This window comes from Paraburkholderia rhizosphaerae, assembly GCF_004366595.1.
Lineage (GTDB): Bacteria > Pseudomonadota > Gammaproteobacteria > Burkholderiales > Burkholderiaceae > Paraburkholderia > Paraburkholderia rhizosphaerae.
Genome location: NZ_SORE01000017.1, coordinates 34,022 through 57,435 on the forward strand (window position 1 = coordinate 34,022; position 23,414 = coordinate 57,435).

At 62.5% G+C, this 23,414-nt stretch carries 21 protein-coding genes and 1 pseudogene; 8 read left to right on the forward strand and 14 right to left on the reverse strand.

The window, feature by feature from the left end:
* Window positions 1-48 precede the first annotated feature (48 nt).
* On the forward strand, window positions 49-1,809 hold the full coding sequence (locus tag BX592_RS21320; protein ID WP_134194219.1) for an FAD-dependent oxidoreductase: 1,761 nt from the start codon (window positions 49-51) through the stop codon (window positions 1,807-1,809).
* A gap of 9 nt (window positions 1,810-1,818) precedes the next feature.
* Here the strand turns inward: BX592_RS21320 and BX592_RS35235 are convergent.
* The 8 genes and pseudogenes from BX592_RS35235 to BX592_RS21360 all read right to left on the reverse strand — a co-directional run bounded on the left by BX592_RS35235 (window position 1,819) and on the right by BX592_RS21360 (window position 11,018).
* Window positions 1,819-2,221, reverse strand: a pseudogene (locus tag BX592_RS35235) (potassium channel family protein).
* A 53-nt stretch (window positions 2,222-2,274) separates the two neighbouring features.
* Window positions 2,275-3,303, reverse strand: coding sequence for a DUF2955 domain-containing protein (locus BX592_RS21330; RefSeq protein WP_377681526.1), 1,029 nt, complete (start codon window positions 3,301-3,303; stop codon window positions 2,275-2,277).
* Window positions 3,304-3,311: 8 nt separating this feature from the next.
* Entirely contained in the window at window positions 3,312-4,439 is a 1,128-nt protein-coding gene (locus tag BX592_RS21335; protein ID WP_134194223.1) for an HlyD family secretion protein, read from the reverse strand.
* Complete coding sequence (locus tag BX592_RS21340; protein WP_377681525.1) at window positions 4,436-5,983, reverse strand: TolC family protein; 1,548 nt, start codon at window positions 5,981-5,983, stop codon at window positions 4,436-4,438. Before BX592_RS21340 ends, BX592_RS21335 begins: the two co-directional genes overlap by 4 nt.
* Window positions 5,984-6,001: 18 nt before the next feature.
* Window positions 6,002-7,108 carry an AI-2E family transporter gene (locus BX592_RS21345; protein ID WP_134194225.1) on the reverse strand — a complete coding sequence of 369 codons (1,107 nt, stop codon included), beginning with the start codon at window positions 7,106-7,108 and terminating at the stop codon, window positions 6,002-6,004.
* A 372-nt stretch (window positions 7,109-7,480) separates the two neighbouring features.
* Window positions 7,481-9,103 (reverse strand): methyl-accepting chemotaxis protein, encoded by a 1,623-nt coding sequence (locus tag BX592_RS21350; RefSeq protein ID WP_134194227.1) that lies wholly within the window; start codon window positions 9,101-9,103, stop codon window positions 7,481-7,483.
* 176 nt (window positions 9,104-9,279) lie between these two features.
* A complete protein-coding gene (locus BX592_RS21355) occupies window positions 9,280-10,044 on the reverse strand; it encodes a tetratricopeptide repeat protein (protein WP_134194460.1) in 765 nt (254 codons plus the stop codon).
* 179 nt (window positions 10,045-10,223) lie between these two features.
* Window positions 10,224-11,018: a sulfite exporter TauE/SafE family protein gene (locus BX592_RS21360; RefSeq protein ID WP_134194229.1), complete on the reverse strand. Its 795-nt coding sequence runs from the start codon at window positions 11,016-11,018 to the stop codon at window positions 10,224-10,226.
* A gap of 309 nt (window positions 11,019-11,327) precedes the next feature.
* On the opposite strand from BX592_RS21360, the gene BX592_RS21365 reads away from it, so the two are divergent.
* Entirely contained in the window at window positions 11,328-12,200 is an 873-nt protein-coding gene (locus tag BX592_RS21365; RefSeq protein ID WP_134194231.1) for a hypothetical protein, read from the forward strand.
* Here BX592_RS21365 and BX592_RS35240 read toward each other — a convergent pair.
* Window positions 12,158-12,661, reverse strand: a complete 504-nt coding sequence (locus BX592_RS35240; RefSeq protein WP_134194462.1) for a helix-turn-helix transcriptional regulator — start codon at window positions 12,659-12,661, stop codon at window positions 12,158-12,160. The genes BX592_RS21365 and BX592_RS35240 overlap by 43 nt on opposite strands.
* Window positions 12,662-12,801: 140 nt before the next feature.
* Here BX592_RS35240 and BX592_RS34875 point away from each other — a divergent pair, with 140 nt between their 5' ends.
* Window positions 12,802-12,936 (forward strand): hypothetical protein, encoded by a 135-nt coding sequence (locus BX592_RS34875; protein WP_279589201.1) that lies wholly within the window; start codon window positions 12,802-12,804, stop codon window positions 12,934-12,936.
* 68 nt (window positions 12,937-13,004) lie between these two features.
* Here the strand turns inward: BX592_RS34875 and BX592_RS21375 are convergent, their stop codons facing one another.
* Window positions 13,005-14,324, reverse strand: coding sequence for a PQQ-dependent sugar dehydrogenase (locus tag BX592_RS21375; RefSeq protein WP_134194233.1), 1,320 nt, complete (start codon window positions 14,322-14,324; stop codon window positions 13,005-13,007).
* A complete protein-coding gene (locus BX592_RS21380; RefSeq protein ID WP_134194235.1) occupies window positions 14,317-14,763 on the reverse strand; it encodes a DUF2231 domain-containing protein in 447 nt (148 codons plus the stop codon). The genes BX592_RS21375 and BX592_RS21380 overlap by 8 nt, the downstream gene beginning before the upstream one ends.
* 164 nt (window positions 14,764-14,927) lie before the next feature.
* Here BX592_RS21380 and BX592_RS21385 point away from each other — a divergent pair, with 164 nt between their 5' ends.
* Window positions 14,928-15,149: a hypothetical protein gene (locus tag BX592_RS21385; RefSeq protein WP_134194237.1), complete on the forward strand. Its 222-nt coding sequence runs from the start codon at window positions 14,928-14,930 to the stop codon at window positions 15,147-15,149.
* Window positions 15,150-15,200: 51 nt separating this feature from the next.
* On the opposite strand, the gene BX592_RS21390 is transcribed toward BX592_RS21385, so the two are convergent.
* From BX592_RS21390 to BX592_RS21400, 3 genes are all read right to left on the reverse strand, one after another.
* Window positions 15,201-15,917: a haloacid dehalogenase type II gene (locus BX592_RS21390; protein WP_134194239.1), complete on the reverse strand. Its 717-nt coding sequence runs from the start codon at window positions 15,915-15,917 to the stop codon at window positions 15,201-15,203.
* A gap of 46 nt (window positions 15,918-15,963) precedes the next feature.
* Window positions 15,964-17,817 (reverse strand): FAD-binding oxidoreductase, encoded by a 1,854-nt coding sequence (locus BX592_RS21395; protein WP_134194241.1) that lies wholly within the window; start codon window positions 17,815-17,817, stop codon window positions 15,964-15,966.
* Between the two features lie 225 nt (window positions 17,818-18,042).
* A complete protein-coding gene (locus BX592_RS21400) occupies window positions 18,043-18,657 on the reverse strand; it encodes a DJ-1/PfpI family protein (RefSeq protein ID WP_134194243.1) in 615 nt (204 codons plus the stop codon).
* Window positions 18,658-18,751: 94 nt separating this feature from the next.
* Between BX592_RS21400 and BX592_RS21405 the strand changes: the two genes are divergently transcribed.
* The 4 genes from BX592_RS21405 to BX592_RS21420 all read left to right on the forward strand — a co-directional run bounded on the left by BX592_RS21405 (window position 18,752) and on the right by BX592_RS21420 (window position 23,392).
* Window positions 18,752-20,086, forward strand: coding sequence for an aminotransferase-like domain-containing protein (locus tag BX592_RS21405; protein WP_134194245.1), 1,335 nt, complete (start codon window positions 18,752-18,754; stop codon window positions 20,084-20,086).
* A 194-nt stretch (window positions 20,087-20,280) separates the two neighbouring features.
* Window positions 20,281-21,249, forward strand: a complete 969-nt coding sequence (locus BX592_RS21410; RefSeq protein ID WP_134194247.1) for an AraC family transcriptional regulator — start codon at window positions 20,281-20,283, stop codon at window positions 21,247-21,249.
* A 151-nt stretch (window positions 21,250-21,400) separates the two neighbouring features.
* Window positions 21,401-22,459, forward strand: a complete 1,059-nt coding sequence (locus BX592_RS21415) for an ABC transporter substrate-binding protein (protein ID WP_134194249.1) — start codon at window positions 21,401-21,403, stop codon at window positions 22,457-22,459.
* A gap of 105 nt (window positions 22,460-22,564) precedes the next feature.
* The gene (locus BX592_RS21420; RefSeq protein ID WP_134194251.1) at window positions 22,565-23,392 is read left to right on the forward strand and encodes an ATP-binding cassette domain-containing protein; all 828 of its coding nucleotides are present in this window, start codon (window positions 22,565-22,567) and stop codon (window positions 23,390-23,392) included.
* The last annotated feature ends 22 nt before the right edge of the window (window positions 23,393-23,414 follow it).

Sequence of the window (23,414 nt, forward strand, 5' to 3'; positions counted from 1 at the left end):
GAACGATTTCAAGCGCGGCGTTGCTGCGCCGCTGGAGGACTATCCGCGATGAGCAACGAGCGAGAGTCAGACCCGGACAACGCGACGCCCGCCCGGCAGTCAACCGACGACACGAGCGGTTTCGACGACACCCCGATCGTCGAGGACCCGAGCGTGCGCGATCATCCGCGTCACGCGCAGATGTTTCCGGTGCTCACCGACGCGGAAGTCGAGCGAGTGAGCCGCTTCGGCAGCCTGCGCCGCTTCGCGGCGGGCGAACTGCTGTATCGCGCGGGCAACCCGTGTCCGGGCATGTTTCTGCTGCTCTCCGGCAAGGTGCGAATTGTCGGCCGCGACGGTCTCGGTCACGAGCGGATTATTTACACCTATACGCATCGCGGCGATTTCACCTCCGATGTCACGCAGCTGTCGAACAAGCCCGCCGTGGTGGACGCGCATGTGATCGAAGACGTCGAAGCCGTGTTGCTGCGAGCCGACGAGATCAGCAACATGATGATCAGCGAGGCCGACATCGGCGAGAAGATCATGCGCGCGCTGATTCTGCGGCGCGTGCTGGTGATCGAGCGCGGCCACGGCGTCGTGCTGGTCGGTTCGTCAAGCGACGCGCGGCTGCTCGCCTTGCAGAATTTTTTGCGCCGTAACGTATTTCCGAACATGACGCTCGATGCGAACGTGGATGCGGAGGCCATTGCACTGCTCGAACGCCTGATGCCGCAGCCTGACGATTTGCCGCTGGTCGTCTGTCCGGATGGCACCGTGTTGCGCAATCCCGATGAAGGACAACTCGCGTCCTGTCTGGGGCTCGTGCCCGACTTCGATCCGAACCATGTGTACGACGTCGCGATCGTCGGCGCGGGACCGGCCGGACTCGCCGCAGCCGTCTATGCGGCATCCGAAGGCCTGTCGGTCGCGGCGCTCGACTGTCGCGCTCCGGGTGGCCAGGCGGGCACCAGCTCGCGCATCGAGAATTACCTCGGTTTTCCGACCGGCATTACCGGCCATGCGCTTGCGGGCCGCGCGTTCGTTCAGGCGCAGAAGTTCGGTGCGCATATCGGCATTCCGTGCGAAGTTACCGCGCTGTATTGCGACAAACAGCCGCCGGTCATCGAGCTTGCGGATGGGCGCCGCATCACCGCGCGGGCGGTCGTGATCGCGAGCGGCGCCGAATACCGGCGTCCCGCGGTCGACGGGCTCGAGCGCTTCGAGCGCAGCAGCCTCTACTACTGGGCCACACCGATCGAGGCGAGGCTATGCCGCAAGGAACCGGTGCTGCTGGTCGGCGGCGGCAATTCGGCGGGACAGGCGATCGTCTTTCTCGCCTCGCACGCCGAACACGTTCACGTGCTGCTGCGCGGCGCGAGCCTGTCGAACAGCATGTCGCACTACCTGACCGAACGCGTGACGTCACTGCCGAACGTAACCGTTCATACGCGCATCGAATTGACCGCGCTCGAGGGCGATGCGCGTCTTGAACGGGTGCACTACCGCGGGGCCGGCGGCATTGAAGGCAGCATGACCACGCATCACCTGTTTGTATTTATCGGTGCGGAGCCGAATACCCGTTGGCTGAAGCCATGCGGTGTGCAGCTCGATAGCAAAGGGTTCGTGCTGACCGGCACCGACCTCGCGGAAGCAGGCGTCCCGACGATGCCGTTGCAAACGAGTGTCGAAGGCGTGTTTGCGATCGGCGATGTGCGCGCGGGGTCCACCAAACGGGTCGCATCGGCAGTCGGTGAAGGGGCGGCGGTGGTCGCGCAGATTCACAGTTTGCTTGCGGCGCAGCGGGTGCCGCAGCATGCGCGCCGCTGAAGCCGCGCTTTATTTGCGAAGTGCGTCCATTGCATCGCGAGCGCTCGCGCGGCGCGCCGCTTCCTGCACGCCGCGAACGGCCGCGGCAACGATCAGCCCGGTAAACAGCACACCGATCAAACCGAGCACCACTGCATCGATCTGGCCGAATGCCGTAGTGGGCACCACGTCGCCGTAACCGATCGTCAGCGCGGTGATCGCGCAAAAATAGACCGTTTGTCCGATCGGCGCCTGGGCTTCGATTCACCGTTTCGACCGGCCCTCCGAAGTGATACATGCCGATCGTCAGCAACACGAATAGCACCAGTATCGCGGCGAGAAATGGGCGCAGGTACCAGAGTGTCGTGCTGAATTCATGCACGATCTCGCGAGGCCGCAACCGCGTGGTTCTCTCTGTTGTCTGATGCTCCATCGAAGCACCTCTCAGGAATACGTCAGGCATTTCCTGTCGCTCGCGGCGCGCGTTCAACCGCGAACCGGGTCATGACGACCACCGAAATACTCGAAAAGCTGAAGCACGCCGCACGCGTAGACCGTCACCGCGATAAACAGCGCCATCCGCACCACGAACGCGGTGTAGACATCCTTGCCGGCCACACTGTCCTGCACCGATTGGCCGAGCAGGATGATCAGCGTGACCAGTCCGTTCAGCCAGAATCCGGGCGAATAACGCGTCGGGCTGATCCGATAAAGCTTGCGGCCGATCAGCAAGCCGAACAGCAGCATCCACAGTGAGAACATCCACAGATCGACGAAGAGCTTCAGCGCAAACCAGAACACGATCGCAAGCAGTCCGCCGAGCAAGGTCGAGCCGAGCAGTTCGCGCGCGGCGCCGCGCGCTGAAATCACGCAGCTCTGCCGGCCGAGACTGACCGATTTCATGATGATCGGCATGTAACTGGCCGGATCGTTCATCGCAAGCAGCCACGCAGGCATCACGATCAATGCGGCGCGCAGCGCGATACGCCGTGCCGCTTCGTCAGTTATCGCTTTCGCCTCGCCTGGTGGACGCACGCTCTGTTGCTCGGGAAACAAAGCGTGACTCACCGCCGACATCAGTACCGCAAGCAGCAGCCCCTTCACCAGTGCCCCCGTGACGGTTAAGCCCAACTGGAAATCCTTGGTGCCGGCCGCCGTGATCATCGTCAGACCTGCCGCCAGAAACGTGGCGACGAGATTATTCCCGCCGCGCAGACCGTAGTAAAAAGCGAGGAAAAGGCCCAGGCCGACCAGCAGCACGCCGGCCACCGCGTAATACCGCAGCAACGGCACCATCAACAAGCCGCTGCCGGTCGTCGCGCCAACGATCAGCGCGAGCGCCAGCCCAGCCTTCAAGTTGAGCGGCCGGTTCTGCGTCGCCAGCAGAAAGACCGCGAACACGGGTGCAATCACCGGAATCGGCAAATCCAGCCCGAAACTGATCGCGACGCACAGCGCGGTGCCAGCGGCCATGCGCAGTGCGCGTTGACCGGACGGAAGGAGCTGGCGCGACATAGGTGGCATCAGTAGAGATACGAGACCCAGCTCATCGCCCGGATCAACACCCGGCCGAGCGGATTGAGCGGGTTGCCTTGCGTCGGAAACGCCATTACCTCCGCTTGCCCGCCCACACGAATGTCACGCAACCGCGAGCGCTCATCCTTCGTGAACTCGACGATCACCGGAAAGCGTTGCGCCGGGCGCAGCCAGTCGCGGCTGTTCTGCACGGTCGGCAAGCTGCCGGGCGGCGTGCTTTGCCCGACACTGACGCCATATCCGATGCTGCGCACGCGACCGTCGAACAGTTCGCCGGGCCGCGAGTCCAGCGCAATGGCCACCGGCGTGCCCGGCTTCAGGTGCCCCAGATTGTTCTCGGTCATATCGGCGCTGATCCATACATCGCGAATCGCGATCAGCGTCATCACCGGGTTGCCGGCCGCCGCAAACTGGCCAACTTCAGTACGCAGATCCGTGATGACGCCCGCTGAGCGCGCGCGTATTTTCGTATTCGCGAGATCGAGTTCGGCCTTTTCCAATGCCGCGGCGGCGCTGCGCAACTGCGCATTCCCGGCTTCGCTGCCGCCTTGCTGTTCGCGCGCGCGTTCCACTTCCGCGCGGGCCGCGTCCACCTGGCTGCGCGCCTGGTCGTACGTCGCGCGCGCCACTTCCAGGCGCCGCAGTGACACCGTGCCTTCATCCTCGCGGTATAGCCTTTCGAGCCGCTCGCTGTCCTGGCGCGCCTTCACTTCATTGGCCATCGCTGCCTGTAACGACGCGAGCGCCGACTGGATGCCCGCCGTGCTCGCGCCGATCTGTCTGCGCGTCGACTCGAGATCGGCCCGCGCGCGATCGACGGCAATGCGGTATTGCTCGGTGTCGACCTCGAACAACACGTCACCCGCGTTCACCTGATCGTTGTTATGCGCGAGCACGCGGGTGACGCGCCCCGACACCTCTGCCGCGACCGGCACGACATTGGCTTCGATGCGCGCCTGTTGCGTATAAGGCGTGAAGCGGTCCGCGAGCAGATACCAGATCAGACTCACCGCGATCACGCCCATGACCCACCTCACCGCCTTTTTCGACGGATCGGCGGCAGGCGCGGGCTGATCCGGCTGCTTCGCGGTGGTGGGCTCGGGCGTGTCGCTCATCGGGACGTCGTTCCGGACGAAGGAGAAGTGGCCGCCGGCGCGTTCGTCTCGTCCAGCAGATCGCCCCAGTCGGTGCGTTGCTGCATCTGCTTGCGAGTCGCCGGATCGATCAGCGGCTGATCCGAATACCAGCCGCCGCCGACTGCCTTGTAAAGCGCGATCAGACTGCCCACCGCATTGCCACGGTTGACGATATACGCGTCCTGCTGCGCAAACAGCGCGCGCTGCGCATCGAGCACCCGCTGGAAGTCCGAGTACCCTTCGCGATAGATCGTACTGGCGAGCGACAGCGAACGCCGCGCGGCCGCTTCCGCGTCGTACAGGATCGTATCGCGCTGCAACGCGGCGATCATCGCGGTGGCGGCATCGTCGGCTTCGCGCGCCGCCTCGCGTACGGTGTTCTGATAAACGACGATCAACTGCTGCAGACGGGCATCCTGCACGCGCACGTTGTTGGTGATCTTGCCGTGGTCGAATAGATTCCACGTGACGCTCGGGCCGGCGATCACGGCGAGCGTGTTCGGCGACCCCGTCAGCGAGCTGGCGCTCCACACCAGCGAGCCGAGCAACGACACCGACGGGTACAGGTCCGCTTCCGCGACGCCGATCTGCGCGGACTGCGCGGCCATCTGCAACTCGGCCGCGCGGACATCCGGCCGGCGCAGCAGCAGATCGGCCGGCACGTCCTGCAATACCGCGCGGCCGACGAGCGGAACCACGCCCGCCTTGTCCGGCTGCAAGTCGATTTCCGGCAACGGGCCAGGTGGCCTGCCAATCAGCACGCATAGCGCATGACGCGCGAGCACGATCTGGCTTTCGAGGTCCGGCACGCTGCTCAGCGTGCCCAGATACTGCGTCTTGGCCTGCTGCAGGTCCAGTTCGTCGCTCTCGCCGCTTTTGAACAGCTTCTGTGTGATTTCATAGCTGCGCTTTTGCAGCCTCGCGTTTTCACGCGCAATCCGCAGCCGCGCTTGCGCGGTGCGCAGCGTGAAATAGGTATCGGCGACCTGCGCGTGCATCAGCACCAGCACGTCGTCGCGGTTCGCCTGCGAGGCAAAGAACGAAGCATCGGCCGACTCGATAGCGCGCGCGAAACGCCCCCAGAAATCCAGCTCCCAACCAATACTGAAGCCGGCCGCATACTGCCAGTAACCGCCCGAGCGCGGGTTGAAGCCGTCGGAGCGTTTGCGTGCCGAGTAAAGCACGTCGGCATTGGCCTGCTGCACTTGCGGATATCGACCCGCGACCGCGATGCCGAGTTGTGCGCGCGCCTCGATCACGCGCAGGCCGGCAATTTTCAGATCGCCATTATTCGCATCGGCTTGCGCAATCAGTGCTTCGAGATTCCGGTCATGGAAAATGGTCCACCATTGCCGCGCGTCGGGTTCCAGCTTCTGCTCGGTGACCTGCCTGATCGACTCGCTGGTCCAGTGTTCGCTCCAGCTCTCGCGCTGCGGCTGAAAATCCGGTCCTACACGGGCACACCCGCTCAGACACGCTGCACTGAGGAGCGCTAGCCAACAGGAACGCAAGATCGCGGACACGGCTCGGCCCCGACCGGGTCACATGTGTTCTTCTTCCTTTGGCACCGGTTGCGGTTGTGGCTGGTCCCGGACCCAACGCCAGAACAGCTTATAGCCGACCGCGAGCAACACCGGGCCGATAAACAGCCCGATCACGCCGCCTGAAACCATGCCGCCCAGCGCGCCGATCAGCACGACGGGCATCGGCACCGCGACGCCGCGGCCCAGCAGCAGCGGCTTGAGCACGTTGTCAGCGAGCCCCGCGACAAACACGTAGACCGAGAAAACGATGGTCGCCACACTGACGCCCTCGGTCACGATCACAAAGATAATCACCGGAACCGTGATCAGCGTTGCAGGTAACTGCATGATGCCGATCAGCAATACGGCGAGCGCTAGCAGGCCCGCGCCGGGAATGCCCATCACGACGAAACCGATGCCGATCAGCAGCATCTGGATAAACGCGATGCCGACCACGCCTTGCGCGACCGCACGAACGGTGGCCGTGCAAAGGTCGGCGATCTGCTCGCCGTTTTCCGGTCCAGATATGCGCGATGCAATCTGAACCGCACTCTGATGGCCCTTCTCGCCATAAGCCATCAGAATGCCGGCGACGATCAACGCGACAAAAAACACCAGCAGCCCAGCGCCCAGCCCGGTGACCATCCCGAGCAACGCGAGGCCGGCTTTCTTGAACTCCGGCGCGAACTTATGCACCAGACCGGTGAGATCGGTCGCAGCCTGCTGCCAGAAGTCGAACACGCGCTGGCCGATCAGCGGCCAGCTAGCCACCGATTCGTCCGGTGGCGGAATGCGGAAGCTGCCGCTTTTCACAATCATCATCGCATGCTGGATCGAATCGGCAACCGCAACACCGAGCAGATACGTCGGCAACAGAATAATCGCAAGCGCGACCAGTATGATCAAGGTGGCAATCCCGCCATCCTTGTTGCCGAACGTGCGTCTGAGTCTGACCTGAAGCGGATAGAGCGTGATGGCGAGAATGACCGCCCAGGCCATCAGGTCGAGAAAAGGAACGAAGACCCGAAAGCAGAATATGGCCAGCACAGCGATAAGGCCGGCGCGGATCAGCACATCGAGCAACTCTTTGGACAATACCCGTTGGGTAGTCGGCGTGGGCAGCATCGATCGTCTCCTCGCGGGCGCCGCGGGATACCCGACGGCAACCAGGCTTCGCAAGGACCCGGGCGTTCGGCATGGGACCGCCCGTAGCGCCTTGCGCCAATCCGGCGGGAACATTGCCGGAACCGGTACTACGAGAAACTTATTTTGCCAACGATGCGTGGTTCTTTTCGAGGCCGGACAGCGCACTGCCGCCCGATCGAACAGGTGGAATGAACTCGCCTGTCTGAGTCTAGGACACTGGTGAAAAAGGGACAACAGCCGCGGGGCTGGCTTTTGATCTGCACAAAATCGCGTTAACCGTCCGCTGAAAAATCAACGACAGCGGTTCGATCACCGCCCGCCCGCGTTCGGCTATTTAGTACGGATGGCCAACTAAATTCGATAATCGGTTCGCTTCGCGACATCGCTCGCCAATCTGAACACCCGCACGGCCTCTTCGAGCACACGCGCCTGTTCATCCATGCTCGCGGCTGCGGCCGCCGCCTGCTCGACCACCGCGACGTTTTGCTGGGTCATCTCATCCATTTGTCCGATGGCTCGATTGACCTCGCTGATGCCGGTGCTCTGCTCATTGCTCGCACGCGTAATCTCACCCATCAGCGAAACCACATTGCCGACCGCCGTGACGATTTCAGCCATATTCCGGCCCGCCGCGTCGACCAGGTCGCCGCCCGCGTCGACGTTGCCGACCGAGTCGGAAATCAGCGTCTCGATCTCTTTCGCGGCAGTCGCGCTGCGTTGCGCGAGACTGCGCACCTCGGCGGCGACAACCGCGAAGCCACGCCCCTGCTCACCGGCGCGCGCGGCTTCGACTGCCGCATTCAACGCGAGAATATTGGTCTGAAATGCGATCGCGTCGATCACGCTGATGATGTCGACAATCTTGTGCGAGCTGCCCCGAATCAACGACATCGTGTTGACCACATCGCCGACCACGGTGCCGCCTTTCACCGCCAGATCCGAAACCGACGCGACATGTTCGTGCGCGTTGGTCGCATGATCGGCGTTGGCGCGGACCATCGTCGTCAATTGAGCCATCGCCGATGCCGTCTGCTCGAGCGAGCCCGCCTGCGCCTCGGTGCGCGACGACAGATCCGCATTGCCGGCCGCGATCTCGCGAGCGGCGATCGCAATCGTGTCGGACGCACGCCGCACGTTATCAACCACGCCCGCCAGGCCAACGCTGATGCCGTTGATCGCCTGCATCAACTGGCCGAGATCGTCGCGCCGGTTCACGTGCACTTGCGCGGTCAGGTCGCCGGCCGCCAGTCTTTCCGCGGCGGCCTTCGCTTCGCGCAGTTGCGTGCCGAGACCGCGCCGGGTCGTCACGAAGATTAGCGCGCTGACGAGCAGCGCGCCAAGCAACCCGCCGCCGACAATCCACGTCTGCTGCAGCGGCGTTAGCGCGCGTACGGCGTTGGCGCTGGCGTCATCGGCCAGCACCACCGTGTGCAGCAGCCATGCATAGGCAAGCAGAATAACGGCCGTGACGGCAAATGCCTCCAGCGCCAGCTTGCCGCCGATCGACAAAGTCCACGCTTCACTGACATCGAGGCCGACATATAGCGCGCCGATCACTCGCCCGGCGCTATCGCGGATCGGCTCGTACTGCGTCATATATTGCTTGCCGAACAGCGTCGCGTAGCCGGTATAGGTCTGTCCGTCGCGCAGCAGCCGCCACGCGGGATGCGAACGGTCGAGTTGCGTGCCCACCGCTCGCTCGCCGTTCTGCTTTTTGACCGACGTCGTAACCCGCACGAAGTCTTCGCCTTTAATGACGAACAGCGTCGCGGTCGACCGCGTTGCGTGCGTAAAACGATCGACCTCGGCGTAATTGAGGTTCAACAGCGCATTGCCGCATAGCAGCCGTGGCGTCACGGCGCCGTGAATAGCGATACCGTTTGATTCATCCCGTATGAAAGGAGCGGGAAAATACCCGGCAAGCGTTTTCGCGTGGCGGCCCACCTGGACTCGTAGCGGCAACAGAGGGTTCATGGCTTTTGTTATGGAGGACTGTTGACTGGGTTAGCAAACCAATATGAATCAGACTCCTTTGCGCCCGCTATTAGAGAGAAAAAAGAATCAGATGGCAATCGTGGTTTAAATCTAGATTTCAATCGCCAACGATCGTTTTAAGAAACGCGCACTGCCTTCGTGCATGGCCGGATTGATCAACGCGCCGGCATCGACGCCAATGCCGATTGCGCCTTTTGCAGCCATTCACGGTTATGGTCCCGTGCGTGGCGCGGCCAGTATTTGGCGTCGTGCACGATGTCCGCATACAGACTGCGCGCCCGCTCGCGGTCTGCCTGGTCGCCCTGTTTAACCAGCCAGTCGGCGAACAGACAGCGCGGCGCGGCGTCGCCCGCGCACCTGAGCGCCGCTTCGAAAGCCGCGCGTGCATCCGCCGACCCAAGCGCCGCGAGCGTGCGCGCGTAAAGCAGCGCCGGTTCGCCCTGCTTGCGTGCCTGCGGGTTCGCGTTGAACAGACGCGTCAAGGTTGCGCTCGCGGCTGCATGCTGGCCCACCGCGAACTGGGCCTGCGCGAGACCGATCAACAGGCCTGGATCGTCGGCAAACGGGCCGTTGGCAGCCGCCTGATACTGTTCGAGCGCTTCGCCGGCCCGGCCAGCGGCCAGCAATGCGGCGCCGAAGCGCATTCTGTGCTGAACCGTCGGCGCGCGATCGAATTCGGCGCGCGCCTCGCGCAGCGCACGATCGGGGTCGACAAACTGCGAAATAGCCCGTGACGCCGCGTAGCCGCCACGCGACTGGCGCAAGCCCGGCAGCAGCACCGCAAAGAAATACACGACACTGCCAAGCAGCGGAAAAATGAAAAGTATAAAAAGCCAGTAAATATTCTGCCTCGTATGGACCGCATGCACGGCGAGGCAGATTGCGATGATGACGTGTAGACCGATTCCAAAATAGGACATGTGAATTAAGCGTTCGAGCGCGCCGGCAAACGGCTGGCCACTCATTGTTATGGGACGAGCGCCATTTTACTGCGTCGGCTGTGCCGTCACTATTTGATTGCCACGACGCTTTTCCGGTCCGCGGTGTAAGTATGCGGTCCGAATTAATCTGTTTTGCGCCGACCCGCCGAGCACCCGGTCTACACAATGACCTTGAGACTCGTATAGATCAGGCGCACGCCGATTACCAGCAGAATCGCGCACGACAGTTGATGGAACAGCGTCGCGTTCAGGCGGCGGTTGAGCCGGATGCCCGCATAGGTGCCCAGCACCGCAATCGGCGTGAGGAGAAGGCTTGTCAGCAACGTCGTGCGGGTAAACAGGCCCAGCATCGAAAAACTCATCAGCTTGGTGAGGTTGACCACCGCGAAGAATGCCGCGGTGGTCCCCGCAAAGCGGCTGTTGCTCAGCCTGAACGGCAACAGGTACATCGTCAGCGCCGGTTCGCCGGCGTTCGCCATAAAGCTGGTAAAGCCGGACGTCGCGCCCCAGAACAGACACGAAACCGGCCGCACCCGCGGGGCGGCCTCGTTATGCGGCGCCGTATCCAGCGCGATACGACGCGGGCTCCACCAGCGCCGCCGGACAAAGTCGACCGAGATCAGACCGACCGCGAGTCTCAGCCACGCTTCGTCAAGATGATGGATGGCCAACGTGCCGATACCGATGCCAACCAACGCGGCGGGAATCGCGAGGCGCAGCAACGGCCAACTCCATTTGCCGCGGTATTGCCACAGTGCGATCAGGTCGGTGATGCATAGCATCGGCAGCAGAATCGTCACCACTTGCGGCACCGGCAGGACCAGCGCCATCAACGGCACGGCCACCACACCCAGACCCAACCCGAACCCGCCCTTTGAAAGACTGGTAAGCAGGAGTGCTGGAATACCTAGCGCGTAAAACCACACATTGTTCACTACGTACGCATTCAACATCGGATGACACTGCAGTCAATTCGGCAAATACCGCGAGTTGCCATACTACGACAGTCGAATCCCAAATGCGAACGATTATTATTGACGTATGTACATATGACCGGAGAGGGCGGCGCCTGTCCCCGAATAGCGCCGATGTGCAGCACTCGAACTTCGCGATGCAAGCCACCCATTCGCGTGCGCTCCATTCCCGGAAATCTTGTGACTATTCGCTAAAGGCCGCCACACGGGGCGCAAGCATGCTCGCTTGCAGGCCGGTTACACAGCCCATACCATAAGCGCCGGTTTGACAACTTCAGGCCAGCTACCGTGCGTACTGTTCAAATCCTGCTGCAAACGACGATCCCGACTGCCGACAACGACTGGTCAATTGCGCGATTCAGCCGTTTGACCGAATTGCTGCGGGCCTATCACGACAATGACGAGCGCGTGACATTCAACGTCGTCGCTCGCGACCGCGATCCGCTCGGGCAACCCGATCCGGTGCTGTCACGCCTCGATGAATCCGAATTCGACGAGTTGTGGCTCTTTGCGGTCGATGTCGGAAACGGCCTGACCGCTGAAGACTGCGCGGGCATCACGCGCTTTCGCCAGTCAGGCCGCGGCCTGCTCGTGACCCGCGACCATATGGATCTCGGCTGTTCGCTGTGCACGCTCGGCGGCGTGGGTAAGGCGCACCATTTTCATACGCGCAATCTGCATCCCGACGAATCGGCACGCGTGGTCGATGACCCGTACACCACGGACATCTCGTGGCCCAATTTTCACTCGGGCGCGAACGGAGACTTTCAGGAAGTCGCGATCGTCGGCCCGACGCACCCTGTGCTCGCGAACCCCGGCGCGCCCGACGGCGTGATTCGCTTCCTGCCGGCCCATCCGCACGAAGGCGCCGTCAGCGCGCCGGAAGACGAGCCCGCTCGCGTGATCGCGCGCGGCATCAGCAAGGCGACCGGCAAGGCCTTCAATCTCGCGGTCGCGTTCGAACCGTCGCCGCGCGGAGGTCCCGCGGTCGCGCAAAGCACCTTCCACCACTTTGCCGACTACAACTGGGACCCGCGGCTGGGTTGCCCGAGTTTTGTCAGCGAGCCGCCGGGCAACGGCATGCAGACCGAGCAGCAGGCGCTAAGGGACACCGAACGCTATGCGGTCAACGTCGCGCTCTGGCTTGCCGGAGAGCTCTGAAGCCCGCCGTCGCAGGCACTGCAAGGCAACGCGTCCCGCGCGCAGATAGCCGCCGCGCCTGGCGGCGGCAGCGCATCTGATACGCGGGGGACGCGCGGCATCCCGCTTGACCGCGAGTATCGGCTATAAAAGGGACGTGACGACGTATTCAGCGCTCGGCGTCTTCGTCGTCGCTGTGTATCACATGCAGGCTCGTGGTCGCCATCGCCCTCGGCGAAACGCCGCCGGAATGCTCGGCTAAAGTGAGCCGCGTTCACAAAACCGCATCGGAATGCCAATTCCTTGATATGCATCCGGCGTCCGCCGGGTCTTGTCAGCAGCTCAGCCGCCATTTCGAGTCGATGACATAGCACATAGCGCATCAACGAATGGCCATCGGCGCGAAATAGCCGATGCAAGTGGGCCTGGGATGCGCCGATCGCCGACGCGATCAGTGCGACGCTCAGCTCGATATTGCCTATGTGTCAGGCGTCAACGACACATTGCCCACTTCAGGTCGCATCAGGCCGAGCGGCCCGAGACTCCAGTCAAGAACGACCGCATCTTCGGACCCGCCAAGGCCGAATTCGACCTGCATGCCGTCGACTCGAAACGCGCGTTGATGGCGACGATCAACGGGTTCACCGTCATGACGGATAGCGCCGCCTTCGAATGGCTCCAGGTCCATGCGCTGCCGGGAACATGGCGGGATGCCGGGATCGGGCATTCGGTGGGCCAAAAGATACAGCACGCCTGAATATGACACGCACAGGCAAATGCGCTGCGACGATCAGGCAACTCGAACCTCGCCTGGCGCAACGAACGTTATCCGCCCGCGTTCGTCACGCGCCACACCGCATTGCCGACATCGTCCGCAATGATCAGCGCGCCGTCCTGGGCCTGAGCCAGACCGACCGGCGCACCATGCAGCTGCTTCTGGTCGTCCGATGCGAAGCCCGTCACGATCGGTTTTGGGTCGCCGACCGGTTTGCCGTTATCGAACGCGACATACGCGACCTCGTAGCCGCTTAGCGGCGAACGATCCCAACTGCCGTGCTCGCCGATAAACGCGCCGCCGCGATACTGCGCGGGCAGGCTGCTACCGGTGTAAAACAGCAACCCGAGCGGCGCGACGTGAGAGCCGATCGCATAGTCGGGCTTGACGGCCTTCGCAACCAGGTCCGGACGCTGCGGCTTCACGCGTGAGTCCACATGCTGGCCGTAGTAGCTGTACGGCCAACCGTAGAACGCGTTTTCCCGCACCGACGTCAGATAGTCGGGAACGAGATCCGCGCCGATCTCATCGCGTTCGTTCGCAATCGCCCAGAGCTGCCCGGTTTTCGGTTCCCATTGCAGTCCGGTCGGGTTGCGTATTCCCGCGGCATAGATGCGGCTGCCACCGGTTGCGATATCGACTTCCAGCACGTCTGCGCGCCGGTACTCGACGTCGAGCCCGTTTTCGCCGACGTTGCTGTTCGAACCGACGCCGACAAACAGCTTCTTGCCGTCCGGGCTCGCCAGCAGTGCCTTTGTCCAGTGGTGGTTAACCGTGTCCGGCAAGTCGGTGAGTTCGACGCCGCGCTCCGCAATGCTTGTCTCGCCGGTTTTGTACGGAAACTTCAGGATCGCATCCGTATCGGCAACATAGAGCGTATTACCGACCAGCTGCATGCCGAACGGCGAATGCAGATGGTCGATAAACACGTACTTGTCCCATTGCCCGCTGCCGTCCTGACGCTCGCGCAGTAACGTAATGCGATTCGCGCCTTTGGCCTTTTTTCCCGAGCGCGCCTCGATCAGCCCGGCAATCAATTGCTTCGGCGTGGTCACCGCCTCTTCGTTCGGGCTATTCGATTCCGCCACCAGAATGTCGCCGTTCGGCAGCGCATAGACCTGCCGCGGATGGACCAGCCCGGACGCGATCTTCTCGATCTTCAGGCCCGCGGGTACTTTCGGCGTTTCGCCGCTCTGCCAGCCGACAAACTTCGGCACCTGCATCGGCGGCGCGAAGAAATTACGCGCGGCCGGCAGCGGCGGATTGGCGCCGGCCTGATGATCGGCGTCGAACCGTGCGTGCTCGTTGCATCCGCTCACCAGCGCCGCGACGGCGATGACCATGACGCTACCCGATGTGATCTTATTCATGAGCGACAACCTCCCTGAATACGAATTTGTCGAGGGCGACCACGATATGCGTGATGCTCAGCAACAGTACCGTAGCCACCGACAGAATCAGGTTTTGCGGAACCATTGCGTATGCATCGCGGCTATGCACGAATGCATTGGCGATGGCCGCGGCAATCGCAAGCAGGTTCAGCCAGAAGTCGAGTCGCTCGATAGCGGTAATCGGGTATCTCGACGGTAGCCATACGTGACAAAGATTGATCACACGCGGAATGATCGCGAACACCAATCCGACTGTGACTAGCCACGCGGCGCCCTTTCCCCAGAAAACATTGCCGGTGATCGCGAAAATAATGTCGAAAATCAGCGTGCCGACGAACAGGCCAAATGGAATCGGATTGAGGAGATCGAAGATAGCCGTGGCTATTCTCGACCGATATGTCGGGCTAGTGGGGGTCATGGAAGAGTCCTTCGTAGAAGACACGGGATGCGTTAAATCACGCGTCGCACACGACATGCCCGAACCATTCAGCATGCGATCAAGCGCCACGGGCACGGCATCACTGCCGGGCATGGCGTCTGCTGTCACGCTAATAGAGGCATGGATGCCCGAAGGAAGAGAAGATGAAGCGATTCTTTTACGTTGCCCTTGCAGCCGTTGCGCTGGTATTTAGCGCAGCCGGATGCAAGAAGGTACACGACGCAGGCAATGACAGCATGAATTCGGGCAATAGCCACATCACGTCGTCGGCTGGAGCGGCCGGTTCGCTGCAGGACTCGGCGCTTGCGAGTTCTCCGGCCGCCGCCATCGCGAGCGATGTCACCGCGTCGGGTGCGCGGCCCTAGCGCCTGTAGCATCTATTGCGTCTATAGCGCGACGACGCATCGCTTTCATGTTTAGACGCCAAAGCGCGCGGCCAGATCGACAAGATCCTCCGCAATCCAATCCCACTGTCCTTCCGCGCGCAAATCGCTGGTCTGTGCCGGCCCATGCTCGCGGGGCCGCGCAATAAAGGCCGTGCGGAACCCGCACTTCTGCGCGGCCGCGAGGTCGCTATTGTGGGCCGCGACCATGCAGACACTTTGCGGCGGCAAGGCAAGCACGTCTGCAGTTCGCAAATAAGCATCAGGTGAAGGCTTATAAGCCTGCGCGACTTCCGCGCCGAGAATCGCGTCCCATGGCAAGCTGCCATGTTTGGCCATATCGATCATCAACCTGATATTGCCGTTCGACAGCGGTGCGATGATGTGCCGCGATTTGAGCCGGCTCAGCCCCTGAACCGTATCCGGCCACGGATCGAGCCGGTGCCATGCGAGATTGAGTTCGTCCAGTTCCAGCGCCGGCACACGCTGACGATCGATACCGAACACCGGCAGCACCTGCTCGAGATTTTCGCGGTGCAGCACATCGAGCCTTACAAACGGCCGCTCGCCTTTTCGGATTTTCTCCATCGCGGGCTGGTAGAGCCCACGCCATGCGTCCGCGAATGCGTCAGCTTCATCCGCGCCGCGTCCATGCCGTTGAAGAAATTGCGCCGCTTCACGCGCAACCCCGCTGCGCCAATCGACCAGTGTGCCGAAAACGTCGAATACGAAAGCCTTCACGTCTTTCATCCCGTTTACCCCCGTAGATCCTGCATTGCCGACGATCGTCGCCCCTTTACACGCCGCCGGGCGACAACCGCGTAAACCCTTCCCGATCCCACTCTTCCGAGCCAACACCCTGGTGAACAAAGAACAGACCATCCGGGTCGTATTTGCGCTTTACCTCGCGAAGCCTCGAATAATGCTCGCCCCAGTAAGCGCGCGGCCAGTCTTGCTGAAAGAAGCTGCTTTCCGACACATAGGCACCCGCTTGCGGCGCGACCACGCGCAACGATCTTGCGGCTTCGCGAATACGTATGGCCGCTTCGCGCGCAGCCATTTCATCGATCGTTGTGCCCGGCATGCCGGCAAACGCGGGTGGCCCTTCGCCAGCGATGATCGCCAGGGCGAACGCATTCAACACATCCGGATTCATCGCGGTATCGCGTGCCGCCTGACGTGCTTCTTCCGGCGCACCGGCTAAGCCCTTGTTAAAGTGCAGCGACACGTTCCACTGCTGGCTCGCTTCAAATAACGCGTCCGACAACGACGCGCGCGCCGACCCATCCAATAGCGATGCCGGCAGCCACATCGATTCATATCCGTGAAGAAACTGACCGGCCTCGCGTTGGTTCGAAGCCCAAAACACATCACCTGGCGCCGCACCGCGCCGGCTATCGCCGATCATCACGCCCGGCGCATTCTTCATGACGAACGCCGGGTCCCAAAGATGACGCGCGGGAATGGCGATAACCTGTATCGGCTCGATCACCGTGAAATCGGCTTTCGAATTGGCGAGCGAATCCAGAAACGGTTTCCAGACACGCGTGGCCTCCTCGCGATCGAGGCCTTGAAACAGCATTGAAATGCGTAGTGTCGAATTGGGCCGCATCGACACGGTCTCGCCCCAATGTTCGTTTAACAGGTTGGCCGCATAGAACGACAGAAAGCGGTCAATCAGGCGCCGGAATGCGGCCGGCGACGATGCATTGATTGCCGCGGAAACGACACCGACATAGTCCGGCAACGGGTGCGTCTTTAGCGTCACGCTCGTCACGACGCCAAAGCTGCCGCCGCCGCCGCCCTTGAGCGCCCAGAACAGATCCGGATCAGTGCGCGCATTGACGATGCGTTCGACGCCATCGGCGCTCACCACCTGCGCTTCCAGCAGCGACCCGGCCGCAGTGCCGAATTTCTTTGAAAAACTGCCGAATCCGCCGCTCTGCACCAGACCCGCGACGCCGACCGTCGCGCATCCGCCGCCTTGCACGTAGCGGCCGCCCTGTGTCGTCACTGCGTCGTACACGTGCATCCAGATTTCACCGGCGGCCACGGTAACCGCGGGCTGAGGTGGCATATCGCCGACACAGTCCAATGGAACGAATGCGTCGTACAGGCGAATGCCACGCATCCGGCGAGTCCAGATCAGCAGCGAATCCGCTGCGTTCGATGTGCCCTGATAGCTATGACCACCGCCCTTGATGACCAGCCGGAGCCGATGGTCGCGCGCAAACCGGACCGCCTCCGCGACATCGTTCGATTGCTCGGCGGCGACCGCATACGGGCCAGGCGTTGAACTCCACGCGTCGATCCAGCCCGACGTTTGCGTCAAAGCCGGTTCGTCACCGAGAAAATAAGGGTTGTTCAGTTGCTTGATGATGTTGCGACAGGCTGCATCGCGCGGGGCGTGCCGGCATACGTCGAGTGGCGACGTCACGTCGAGCAGGCGACCGCCGACGCGTTGGTTGAGCGCCGCCCATTCGGTTCGCGATGGCCAGTCGGAATCCGCGACGCGTACACGTTGCGTGGTTCTGCTAGCGGGCAGTGTCGACTCCTGCCCCGCGGCCAGCGATCCGAACCGGCCGACATACCCGGTTGCCGCGAGGCCGAGCGTCGCGTTGATCAGTGCTCTGCGCGTCAATGAAGCCATACGTGAATGCCTCCATGATGTTGTTCTGCTGACAGGGCGACAACGTAACGACACTAACCCGACAGCAAAAACAATATCTGAAAGCCGGCCGGCTTTCCACTGCGCGAGCGCGCATGTTCAGCGTGGAATGCTCGCACGGCGATGCGTTACCCGAAGTGCATCACGAGGTTGCACACTCAACCAGTTTCGATCACGACGCGCAGCACCGCTTTCCAGCTGAACTGATTAACTGGTCGCGGCCTGCGCGACGAATGGCTCGATGTTTCGCATCGCACGTTCGACATACTCGTCTTTCTCTCCGACCGGCGCGACGTAGTGAATCGCGCTGCGAGCGGCTTCGATCCCTTCCAGACGCGCGATGACCCACACGGCCAGATACTGCGACGCGAGACAGCCGCCTGCGGTCGCGACGTTTCCATTCGCGACGAACGGCTGATTGACGACCTGAACCCCAGCCTCTTCGACCCAAGGCCTGGTGGTCAGATCCGTGCATGCGGGCACGTCCTGAAGAAGCCCGAGCTTCGCGAGCACCAGCGTCCCCGAACACTGCGCGCCGAGCAACTGCCGCGTCGGGTCGAGTTTGAGACGCGCCATCAGCGCTGGATCCGCCACCACTTCCCGGGTCAACCTGCCGCTTCCGATGATCACCGCATCGGCACGCGATGCATCTTCCAGCGTCGCTTGCGCTTTCAGCACAACGCCATTCATCGAGCGAGCTTCGTGCGTCGGGCAGGCGATCGACACGCTCCAGCCGGGCTTTGTCACACGATTCAGTATGCCGGATGCAATCAGCGAATCGAGTTCGTTGAAGCCGTCGAACGTCAGAATGGCAATACGCATGGTGTTCTCCCGGTGGGGCGATCAAGGGTGACGTGCAGTGCATGCTACGGGCAAAAACAAATACAATCAAAAAATTGTCATGGATACATTCCTGATGCCCACGCCCCGTTACAAGCAACTGGTCGACAAGCTCGCGGCCGACATCCGCAGCGGCCGTCTCGCGCCCGGCACGCGCCTGCCCACTCACCGGCAGCTGGCCGCGACAGAGGGACTGGCGCTCGTGACCGCCACGCGCGTCTACGCGGAACTGGACGCGATGGGGCTCGTCAGCGGTGAAACGGGACGCGGCACGTTTGTCAAGGAAGCGTTGCTTCCGCGGGGTCAGGGCATCGATCAGGTGGCGATCGCCGCAGATACCGTGGACCTGAATTTCAACTATCCGGCGCTGCCCGGCCAGGCCGATCTGCTGCGGACTGCGCTGCGGCAACTGTCATCAGCGGGCGATCTCGAAGCGTTGCTGCGCTATCAGCCGCATGGCGGACGAAAACACGAGCGAGCGCTGGTTGCCCGACACCTGGCACGCAGTGGTCTGTCCGTCACCGAAGATCAGGTGCTGCTGGTGGACGGCGCGCAGCATGGCCTCGCGACCACCGCGCTGGCGCTGCTGGAACCGGGCGACGTAGTGGCAGTCGACGCGCTGACGTACCCGGGCTTCAAGCTGCTCGCGCAAGCACACCGGCTGGAACTTGCGCCTTTGCCCGGCACCGCCGATGGTCCCGAGCTGGACGCACTCGACGCGCTGTGCAAGCGCCGTCGCGTGCGCGCGATCTACACGATGCCGACGCTTCACAACCCGCTCGGCTGGGTGATGAAAATGCGCAAACGGCGCGCATTGGCAGCGCTCGCCCGCCACTACGGATTGCTGATCATCGAAGACGGCGCCTATGCGTTTCTCGCCGAAGACGCTCCGCCGCCGCTCGCGACGCTTGCGCCGGATCTGACCGTATACGTTTCGGGGTTTTCAAAGAGTGTCGCGACCGGTCTGCGGGTTGGCTACGTCGCCGCGCCGCGCGAATTCGTGCCGAAAATCGAGCGTGCGATCCGGGCAACAACATGGAACACGCCGGGCGTGATGACCGCCATTGCGTGCGGTTGGCTCGAAGACGGAACCGTCGAGCGCCTCGAAGCCGAGAAGCGCAACGACGCCGCTGTTCGACAAGCGATAGCGGCCGATGCACTGGGCCGGCTGAAACGGACCTGCCATCCGGCGTCGTACTTCGTTTGGCTGCCGCTGCCCGCCGACGCGCGCGCGGATCAAATCGCAGTGGCGCTAATGCGCGAACGGATCTGGGTATCGACGGCCGAGCCGTTTTCCACCACGAAGCAAGCACCCCACGCGGTACGCCTGGCTCTCGGATCGGTTGACCCGGATACGCTAAAAGCCGCGCTACTTCGCGTCAAAGCGGTCATTGCCGATCACACGTACTAGAACGCACCCCGCTGCTGCTTTGCACAAAAATTGACTTCCTCCCGCCTGGGGCTTACCCGAATGCAAAAAAGTATCGGTCGGCGGCTTTAATTTCAGTGGTGAGATAGCTTCGATGACGCTAATTTCCAATCATGGCAATCACGGCAAACATGCGAGCCACCCAACAAGCAAAAGCCGGCGCAGGAGGCAGACAGATGCAGGCCATTCGCGATACCACGACCAGTCAGAACCCTCGTCGCGCCAATCGCGCCGAGCCGGATCTCGAACTGGTCGCCGTGCCTCGCGACGAATCGTTCAAGGTGTGGTCGCACGGCTATCCGTATCGCACCGTGCGCTGGCACTTCCATCCCGAGTACGAAATTCACCTGATCACGGCAACCACCGGCAAATACTTCGTCGGCGATTACATCGGCAACTTCGAACCCGGCAATCTGGTGATGATGGGATCGAATCTGCCGCACAACTGGGTCAGCCATGTGCCGCACGGCGAACGCGTCGACGAACGCTGTCTGGTGCTGCAATTCGACGCCGACTTCGTCGCGCGCGCGATTGCCGCGTTTCCGGAGTTCAAACGGGTCGAGTCGCTGCTCGATGCATCTCGTTGGGGCCTGCTGTTTTCCGCTGAAACCGGTGCGGCCGCCGCACCGATGATGCGTGAGATGCTCGGCGCACAGGGACTGCGGCGCGTCGCGCTATTTATCGAACTGTTCGACCTGCTTGCGCAACGCGGCGAACCGGTCAAGCTCGCGAGCGCCGCGTACCGGGCGGACCCCGCTCGCTACGCGGAGACGCGAATCAATCACGTGCTGTCGTATATCGACAAGAACCTGTCGCAGGAATTGCGCGAATCGGAACTGGCCGGACTGTCGGGGCAAAGTGTCAGCGCGTTCTCGCGCTATTTCCGCCGGCATACCGGCGTGCCGTTCGTTCAGTACGTGAACCGTCTGCGCATTAACTTCGCGTGCCAGTTGCTGATGTCGGGCGAACTCAGTATTACGGACATCTGCTATCGCGTCGGCTTTAATAATTTGTCGAATTTCAATCGCCAGTTCCTGTTGCTCAAGGAGATGTCGCCGTCGCGGTGGCGCGCGTGGCAGCAGCTCAATGCGGCGAGCGCGACGGAATCGTCCAGCACCGCTCAAGAAGCGGAAGCGATCAGCTAGCGTGTGTTTCCCCCGGCATACCTTGAAACGCAGTGCGCCTGGTCGTGTGCTCCAGACCGGCGCTCACCCGTAGCCCTAGTCCCTCCGATAGCCGTCACGCAGCACCCTGCTTCATGCAGACATTTTTCTAACAATGAAATGGAGACACACGATGACCCGACCATCCACCCATCTGATCCGCGCCGGCGCGCTAAGCGTCGCGCTGCTGGGCGCCACCGCGGCATTCGCCGCGCCGAGCGGCACGGTCGCGTTTTTGATGCCCGACCACGCATCGACGCGCTACGAACAGCATGACTTCCCCGGCTTCAAGGCGGAAATGGCCAAGCTGTGTCCCGATTGCAAGGTGCTCTATCAGAACGCGAACGCCGACGTCGCGCAGCAGCAGCAACAGTTCAATTCGGTGATTGCCCAAGGCGCGAAGGTGATCGTGCTGGATCCGGTCGATTCGACCGCGGCGGCGTCGCTGGTGCATATGGCGCAGGGTCAGGGCATCAAGGTCATCGCGTATGACCGGCCCGTGCCGTCCACCCCTGCCGACTACTACGTGTCTTTCGACAACGAGGAGATCGGCAAATCGATCTCGCAGTCGCTCGTGCAGCATCTGAAGGACACCGGCGTGTCGGCCAGCAAGGGCGGCGTGCTGGAAGTGAACGGCTCGCCGACCGATGCGGCCGCGGGACTGATCAAGAAGGGCATTCACGAGGGCCTGCAGGGCAGCGGCTACAAGACGCTGTCCGAGTACGACACGCCCGAGTGGGCGCCGCCGAAGGCACAGCAATGGGTAAGCGGACAGATCACCCGCTTCGGCCCGCAGATCGTCGGCGTCGTCGCGGCCAACGACGGCACGGCCGGCGGCACGATCGCGGCGTTCAAGGCGGCCGGCGTCAATCCGGTGCCGCCGGTAACCGGCAACGACGCAACGCTGGCCGGCTTGCAACTGATCATTGCCGGCGACCAGTACAACACGATCCTGAAGCCCAGCGAAATCGTCGCGGCGGCCGCCGCGAAGGTAGCTGTCGGCTTCCTGTCCGGCCAGGCGCCGAAGGGCGAAATCACGCTGTTCAAGACGCCGACCCAGCTGTTCAAGCCGGCGGTGATCACGCAGAAGAACCTGAAGACGGAAGTCGTCGACAAGGGCATCGCGAGCGCGAAGGAGCTGTGCACCGATCGCTATGCCGAAGGCTGCAAGAAGCTGGGCATCACGAACTGATCCTGCTTCAGCGCGGTATTGACGCGTGTTGACGCGGTATCGGCGCGACGCAGCCGGGCACCCCGCCCCGCTGCGTCACGCCGGAGAAAAAGAGGGACCTCTCCCATGACTGAGAACTCGACCACCACCGTAGAACCCGGCGCACGATCCAGCGCGACACGCGGCGAGCTGGTGCTGAGTCTGCGCGGCGTCTCGAAGCATTTCGGCGCGGTCTCCGCGCTGACCGATATCGAGCTCGACGTGCACGCCGGCGAAGTGGTCGCGCTGGTCGGCGACAACGGCGCCGGCAAATCGACCCTCGTGAAGATTCTCGCGGGCGTGCATCAACCGAGCGCCGGCACGATTACATTTGGCGGGCGCGAAGTGACGCTGTCCGACCCGGGCACCGCGCTCGACCTCGGCATCGCAACGGTCTTCCAGGACCTCGCGCTGTGCGAAAACCTCGATGTCGTCGCGAATATCTTTCTTGGCCGCGAGCTCAGTCCGTTGCGCCTCGATGAAGTATCGATGGAAGTGCGTGCGTGGACGCTACTCAACGAGCTGTCCGCGCGCATTCCGAACGTACGCGATGTGGTCGCGTCGCTGTCCGGCGGACAACGGCAGACCGTCGCGATCGCGCGCTCGCTGTTGCTCGACCCGAAGCTGATCATGCTCGACGAACCGACCGCCGCGCTCGGCGTCGCGCAGACCGCGGAAGTGCTGAACCTGATCGAGCGCGTGCGCGATCGTGGTCACGCGGTGATCATGATCAGCCACAACATGGAAGACGTGCGCGCCGTTGCCGATCGCATCGTCGTGCTGCGCCTTGGCCGCAACAACGGCGTCTTCTACCCCGACTCGTCGAACGCGGAGCTGGTGGCCGCGATCACCGGCGCGACCGAGAACGCGGTGTCGCGTCGCGCGGGCCGCCGCCAGGCGCAACAGGACGTCTAAAGTCCGCTTTCAATGGGAACGA